Annotated in this window: 7 protein-coding genes (1 of these 7 running past the window's edge); 1 reads left to right on the top strand and 6 read right to left on the bottom strand. The window is 62.7% G+C overall.

The annotated features are described in order from the left end of the window. Nucleotides 1-35, top strand: the end of a protein-coding gene (locus FZF13_RS13430; RefSeq protein WP_024922637.1) for a M23 family metallopeptidase. It extends 1,927 nt beyond the left edge of the window; the window shows 35 of its 1,962 coding nt (coding positions 1,928-1,962); its start codon lies off the left edge, out of view; the stop codon is at nt 33-35. Between the two features lie 18 nt (nt 36-53). Here FZF13_RS13430 and FZF13_RS13425 read toward each other — a convergent pair whose 3' ends face one another. The 6 genes from FZF13_RS13425 to FZF13_RS13400 form a co-directional block, all read right to left on the bottom strand. Further along, nucleotides 54-890 (bottom strand): GGDEF domain-containing protein, encoded by an 837-nt coding sequence (locus FZF13_RS13425; protein ID WP_024922638.1) that lies wholly within the window; start codon nt 888-890, stop codon nt 54-56. A 183-nt stretch (nt 891-1,073) separates the two neighbouring features. Then, a complete protein-coding gene (locus tag FZF13_RS13420) occupies nt 1,074-2,615 on the bottom strand; it encodes an MFS transporter (protein ID WP_036254640.1) in 1,542 nt (513 codons plus the stop codon). A 107-nt stretch (nt 2,616-2,722) separates the two neighbouring features. After that, the gene (locus FZF13_RS13415) at nt 2,723-4,228 is read right to left on the bottom strand and encodes a L,D-transpeptidase family protein (protein ID WP_024922639.1); all 1,506 of its coding nucleotides are present in this window, start codon (nt 4,226-4,228) and stop codon (nt 2,723-2,725) included. A 170-nt stretch (nt 4,229-4,398) separates the two neighbouring features. Further along, entirely contained in the window at nt 4,399-4,764 is a 366-nt protein-coding gene (locus FZF13_RS13410; protein WP_024922640.1) for an MmcQ/YjbR family DNA-binding protein, read from the bottom strand. A 77-nt stretch (nt 4,765-4,841) separates the two neighbouring features. After that, complete coding sequence (locus FZF13_RS13405) at nt 4,842-5,315, bottom strand: hypothetical protein (protein WP_024922641.1); 474 nt, start codon at nt 5,313-5,315, stop codon at nt 4,842-4,844. 47 nt (nt 5,316-5,362) lie between these two features. After that, nucleotides 5,363-6,766, bottom strand: a complete 1,404-nt coding sequence (locus FZF13_RS13400; protein WP_024922642.1) for an aminotransferase-like domain-containing protein — start codon at nt 6,764-6,766, stop codon at nt 5,363-5,365. Nucleotides 6,767-6,810: the final 44 nt, after the last annotated feature.

Here is a 6,810-nt window from a genome sequence, read left to right as displayed (position 1 = left end):
GCACGTCGCTGAAGATGGCCAGCGCCACCAAGTAGCGCTTTGGCGGACCGCCGCTAATTGCCAAAAGCTCCGCTTTGCATGTCGCCGCGGCCGATCGGACCGCGCCGCGAGGGTTTGGCGGCATACATTGCCTGGTCGGCGGCATTGATCAGCGAATCGGCATCGTGACCGTCGTCGGGAAAGATCGCGATACCGACAGTGGCGCCGACTTCCACCTGCACCTCGCCCACCGCTCGCGCCTTGCCGATGTCGCGCGACAACCGCTGGGACAAAAACAGCACCGATTCTCGGCCAGGGACAGCCAGGACGATGACGCCGAATTCATCGCCGCCGAGCCGGGCGGCTGTCGCGCCCGCCGGTGCGGCTTGCGCGATCTGCCGTGCCACGTCCATCAACACCTCGTCGCCAACCGCGTGACCATGCGTATCGTTGACCGGTTTGAATCGGTCGAGATCGATGAACAGCACCGCGCAGCTCCCTTCATTCTGCCTGGCACTCTCGATCGCCAGGGTCAGGGCTTCGCGGAAACGCCGGCTGTTGGCGAGACCGGTCAGGGGATCATGCCGGGCCGAATCGTGGGCGAGTTTCTCGGCCACTTCGCGGCGTGTGATTTCGCGTGCCAATTGCCGGGTGCGGATTGCCAGGAAGAACAGCGACACGACACCGGCGCACAAAAGCAGCGAGAACAACTCGTCGAGTTGCCATTTTTCATAGGTACGGGTGAATTGGTTGATCCGTTCGAAGAGGTTGACGGAGACGGCGATCGCAAAGAAGCCGCTCACCGCGAACACCCAGCAGCCGGCAAACGCGAGCATGTGCCAGTTCGGCCAGCGCTCATCATTCGAAGCGGCACGGCTGATGTTGCGCCGTTGCAGATCATTGTTCGACATGCCGCCCTCTACCCATGCACGATCAGGTCTCGCGCCGAAACATTTTAGCACATTAGTGGCTGCCGGCATGCGCGCAAAACGGGACGGCGCCGGTTACCGCGATACCCACGCGGAAGCAGGAAGATGGTTAATAAAATGCTGTCAGAGGCTTTCAACCCAAGCTCCCTCGCCCGGGCTGGCCGATCAGTGCTGTGTAACGGTCTTCGCAGGTTGCGAGATCCAGGCCACCAAGGCGGCGACAAAACACATGAAGGCCGAGATCATCGCGACCGCCTGGAAAGCGCGATCCGTGGCGGCCAGCCGTGTCGCTTCGACCGTCGGACCCAACACCGTTTCGGGCAAAGCGCCGAATTCGACACCAACAACGCCTCCGCCGGCCGCCGCATAGACCAGGCTGGCCACGGCACCCAGCGCCGCGACTGCCATCAGACCGGCGAGCCGCGCGATTGCATTGTTGATGCCTGACGCTGCCCCGGTGTCCTTGTCTTCGACCGCAGTCATGATGGCGGTCGAGAGTGGCGACACGACGAGCGCCATGCCCAGCCCCATCACCACCATCAGTGGGAAAACCCCTTCCCAAAAACCCTTGAAGCCGGTCCCGGCCAGCACCGCCAGGCCAGCAAAGGCAATGCCGACGACGAAGCTGCCGAAGGCGATCGGCAATCGCGGCCCTATGCGGTCCGACCATTTCCCGACCGGGCCGGAAAGCAGCGCGATCGCCGCCGACAGCGGCAGGAAGATGAACCCGACTTCGGCCGTGCTGAGACCCCAACCGGCGATCAGCAGCATGGGCAGATAAAACAGTACGGCGGACAAGGCGAAGTAGAGAAAGAAGGTCGCCGCATTGGCGCCGGTGAAGGCGGCGATCCGGAAGAGGCCGAGATCGACCATCGGTTCCCGCTGGCGGCGCTCCCAGAGAAGAAAGACGGCGAGCGCGGCAAGCCCGAGACCGAAAGCCGCGAGGTTCATCAGCCCGGATTTGCCATCGCCACCGGCATTCATCGCGGTCAGCCCGTAGGCCATGGCGCCAAAGGCCAGCGTCGCGAGAGCCGCGCCGCCGAGATCGAGACCGCGCTGCTGCGCAGGCGAATCGGCCGGGACTTTGGCGAGCAGCAACCAGATCGCCAGCGCTCCAAGCGGCAGATTGATGGCGAAGATGGCGCGCCAGATGCCGGAGCCAAAGCTGGACAGAACGATGCCGCCGATCACGGGTCCAAGCGCCGTGGTGAGCGCCGAGGCCGCGGCCCATATGCCGATGGCGCGACCGCGTTCGCTCTTGGGATAGGCCTTGGCGATGATGGCGAGACTGCCCGGCACCATGACGGCGGCACCGATGCCCTGGATTGCCCGAAACAGGATCAGCATCGGAGCATCCGGCGCAAGCGCGCAGGCGATCGAGGCAATCACGAACATCGCGATGCCGGCGACAAATGCTCGCCTGAGGCCGAAGCGGTCGCCGGCGGCACCGCCGGCAAGGATCAGCGCCGAAAGCGTGAGCGCATAGGCGTTTGAAATCCACTGCGCCTCAACCAGGCTGGCACCGAGATTGGCCCGCAATACCGGCATCGCAATTGCCAGGATCGAACCATCGATGAAGCCGAGCGCCGATGCGAGAATGGCGGCAAAAAGCACATAACGCCGGCTGCGCTGCGGACAGAAAGAGTCGGCCGAGGCGTCGGCTCCGCCAAGAATGCCGTCAGTGCCGGTGTCGCTGCGCGCCTGCATGCGCTTGCTTAGCGCAGAGACGGCCAAATCGATATCGGTTTTCAGACAGAACCAAGCGCTGCAGCTAAAATCTCGCTTTGGCGCCGCAGTTATGGCCGGTCAGGTTCCTAGTCCACGAATTCCACCGGCACGCCCGGCTTCACCAGCCTGGCCAGTTCGGCCGCATCCCAATTGGTCAATCGCACGCAGCCATGGCTTTCGGTCTTGCCGATCTTGGACGGCTCGGGCGTGCCGTGGATACCGTAGGTCGGCTTGTCGAGCGCGATCCAGATCGAGCCGACCGGCCCATTCGGTCCCGGCGGGATCGTCAGCACCTTGTCGTTCTGGCCCTGCTTGAAATTGAGCTTCGGGTTGTAGGTATAGTTGGGATCGAAGACGACGCGTGACACCGCGTGGATTCCGGTGGGTGAAGGGGTATCGGACGAGCCGATCGTTGCCGGGAATGCGGCCACCAGCTTGCCGGACGCGTCATAGGCGAAAACCTGTTTCAGGCTCTTGTTTGCGACGATGCGCGCCACTGGCGCCTGCACCAGCTTGCCAAAATTGACCACCTTGATCAGCGTGCCCGGGCGATTGAAGTTGACGCCCGGATTGATCGCCTTGAGATAGGCCTCGTCCATGTGAAAGCGTTCGGCCAACGCCTCGGTCACCGACGTGTAGCCCATGCGTTGCAGTTGAGCCTTCTGGCTGTAGTCCTCCGGGATCGAAGCGACATAGGGACCGGCGACATCCTCGGCGGTGATGGAATAGGTCGCGAAAGCAGGTCCGCCCGATTTCTCCAGCGCCTCCTTGATGGCGGCGGTGTCGGTCGATTTCAGATTGGTTCCGGTGATCTCGCGATAGGCAGCGAGCGCCTTGTCCATGTTGGAGCCGAAACGCCCGTCGATCGCGCCCGGCGAAGCGCCGGCACGATCGAGCAAAACCTGAAATGCCGCCACGTCCTCGCGCGCGCCGAGCGAAAGCGACGGGCTGAGTGCCGCCTTGCCGGACGCCGGCGGTTCTGCCGAGGGTGTTGCGCTGTCGGGCTGCGGCGGCCGCGCGGGTTCGATCGACGCTTCCTTCAACGGCTGACGCTGCACAGGTTGCGGTGCGGTGATACCAGGCTGCTGAGGGTCGGCCGGATAAGGATTGCCGTATCGGTCGACCCTCCCGGGTGCCGGTGGGAAGGAGTCTGCCGAATAGTCGCCAGGCGCTGCATTGTCATAGGCACCGCCGTCGTCTTCCGGATACTGATAGGCGCGCTGATCTTCCATCTGCCGGCGCCTGAGACGAGCCATGTCCTCAGGATCGTCGAGATAATAGCGGTCGTCATCGGGAGCGGCGCGTTCAATTTGCCGCTGCCGGTTTTCCAGGCGCAGCGCCCGGCGGTCGAAACGCGTCTGCGGCGGCTGTACCGCAATCACCTTGCCGGTGGCGGGATCGACGATGACCCGGTTTCCCTTGCCGTCGTAGAAAACCTGGTAGTCACCGTTCTGCGCGACGCGGATGCCTTCCTCGGCAGCGCGTGCGGCTCGAACCTCGGGTTCTTGTGTCGGCGATGTCGATGCCATCGCTCCCGACGACAGCAGAACCGCCAGGGCGACAGCGGATAGCGAAAACATTGTGCGCAGCATGTTGTCTAAACTCTCAGGCGCGTTCGTCACCGATTTGTCCATCTGCCGAGAGTCACCCCAACTCCTGCGAGGCCAAAATCCACCTAACGAATTCACCATGAACTAGGCATGAACATGGCGGTGCGGCAGCGTTTGCGCGACTTCGAGGCCAGGCAAACCTAGCCCCTGCTCTAACTATCCAGGCCGAGCTCCCTGCGCTCGCGCTTCGTCAGGTTGCGCCCTGCCAGACGATGGCTGTCGCGCAAATAGTCTTTCAGCGCCTCGTCATCCATGGTCTCGGCGGTCACCCGCTGAATCCATTTCATGCCGCGCGAGGCCAGATAAGGTGCCGGACGACACCCCGGCTGTTCCTTCAGAATATCGAAGGCGATATCCGAACATTTGAAAGTGACGAAGGGAACCGAGGACGTCTCGCTCCAACCGCCGATGGCGAAGACCTTGCTGCCGACCTTCCAGACATGGGCGCCGCCCCACTGCACGACATGCGAGGTCGCCGGCAAGGAAGCGCAGAAGGCGTTGTAGTCGTCGAGGGTCAAGCCAAATTCCTTCTCCTGGTGCGGCTTAACCCGCGACAGCCGATATTCATAGAGAAGGCGATGGTCGCCTCGAAAGGCTATTGCGGCGGAAAGCCGATGATGATCGCCACGAGTGCGACGACCAGCATGGGACCGAGCACATAAAGCAGCGTCCGCGTGCCGGTGTACCGCGCCTTGCCTAGCTGCTCGGCAGGAACGTTTCTGGCGACGGCAAATCCGATCGCGGCACCGACGGCCGCCAATCCGAACGTGCCGGCTATGATCCACGCCGAGAAATGTTCCCCCAAAAGGGTATCCGCCGCCACGGCCGATGCCAGTGCGATGGCCAAAACGCCAAATCCAAGGCCAAAGAATGCGTAACCGAGAACGATTTCAAAGCGGCGGGTCATGATCGGAATCATTTGATGCTTGAAATAGGTCGCGCCTTCTAGCAGGTGATCGGCTCGATTTCCAGCTAAGATTGCAATGAATTGCACTTCGCAATCTCTCATAGTGAACACATTTCCACCGAGACCGTCCATCCAGTCGGCCTTCCGCGCCGCTTCGACCAAGGATGCACCGCCTCCGCCGAAGCGAGAGATGATTGATTGCTGCTGCGTCAGGCCCCCATCGCAGCCGAGAGCACGCGGAATATGCGTTCGTCCCGTGACTGGGCGACATTGAAGCGCAGGTACCGATTGGCCGTCCGTGAAACGCTAAACGCATTGCCCGGCGCCAGCACGATATCTTCGGCAAGCGCGCGGCGGGCGATATCGGCCGCATCGTGTCCGTCCGGCAAGCGACACCACAAGAACATGCCGCCGCGAGGTTCGATCCATGGCAGGATGCCGAGCGGTTCAAGCCGCTTGACTGTTTCGGCCATTGCCGCCGACAGGCGCTGCCTGAGCGCCTCGACATGCTTGCGATAGCTGCCGTCCTTCAGCAGCGCCAGAACCAGTTCCGCCGAGAGCCGTCCACCGCCGAAGCTGGTCGATATCTTGAGATCGGTCAGTCGCTCGATCCATTCTTGTGGCGCTGCGATGTAGCCGCAACGCACCGAGGCCGACAGCGTCTTGGAAAAACTGCCTATGTGGACGACGCGGTTCAGCCCGTCGAAAGCCGCCAGCCGTGGAGCCGGCTCCATTTCGAAATCGGCGAAGATGTCGTCTTCGACAATCGTCAGGCCCGACTGATCGGCCAGTTTGAGAAGACGATGCGCGGTCACCGGGGAAAGCGTTGCGCCGGTTGGATTATGCAGCGCGGAATTGGTGATGTAGAGGCGCGGCCGGTGCTCGGCGAGCGCCAATGCGAACAGGTCGAGATCCGGTCCCGTGGGCGTATAGGGCACACCGACGATGTTGGCGCGATGCGCGCGCAGAAGCGCGTGAAAATTGAAGTAGCAGGGGTCATCGACCAGCACCGTATCGCCCGGCTCGAGCAGCAGCCGGCACAAGAGATCGATTGCCTGCGTGCCCGATTCGGTGAGCACGATCTGGTTGGGTGACGCTTCGATGCCGTACTCGCCCATGCGGCGCACAAGCAATTGGCGCAACGGAGCCAGTCCGAGCGGTGTGCCGTAGTCGGCCAATACCGGATCCTTGGCGTGGGCGATGGCGCGCAACGCCCGCCTGAGCGCCGGTTGCGGCATCCAATCGGCAGGCAACCAGCCGCAGCCGGGTTTCAGGACCCCTTCACCAGCTTCGAGCGACTGGCGCGACACCCAGAACGGATCGATTTCCCGGTCCAGCCTTGGCCCGACTTCGGCCAGCGACAGCGGCGCCAGCGGACCGCACACATAGAAGCCCGAGCCGGGACGCGAACGGATCGCGCCTTCGGCCGCCAACCTTTCATAAGCCTCGACCACGGTCGAGGTGGAAACCTGCATGGTTTTGGCGAAGGCCCGCACGGAAGGCAGCCTGGCGCCCGGCGTCAGCTGGCGCGCCGAGATGCGCTGCCGCACCGTTGCCATGACAGTCTCGATCAGCGTTTCGCCCTTGCCCGAAGGGTTGGTCAGGCCATCCATCTGTAATGCCACCGTATCCATAACAGTTATATCAAACTGTACCG

This window comes from Mesorhizobium terrae (assembly GCF_008727715.1).
Lineage (GTDB): Bacteria > Pseudomonadota > Alphaproteobacteria > Rhizobiales > Rhizobiaceae > Mesorhizobium > Mesorhizobium terrae.
This window is presented reverse-complemented; position numbering and strand designations above follow the sequence as displayed.

Bases quoted from the DNA above. Each gene is read 5' to 3' on its own strand.
- FZF13_RS13425 (WP_024922638.1), bottom strand. From the start codon at position 890: ATGTCGAACAATGATCTGCAACGGCGCAACATCAGCCGTGCCGCTTCG.
- FZF13_RS13420 (WP_036254640.1), bottom strand. From the start codon at position 2,615: ATGCAGGCGCGCAGCGACACCGGCACTGACGGCATTCTTGGCGGAGCC.
- FZF13_RS13415 (WP_024922639.1), bottom strand. From the start codon at position 4,228: ATGCTGCGCACAATGTTTTCGCTATCCGCTGTCGCCCTGGCGGTTCTG.
- FZF13_RS13400 (WP_024922642.1), bottom strand. From the start codon at position 6,766: ATGGATGGCCTGACCAACCCTTCGGGCAAGGGCGAAACGCTGATCGAG.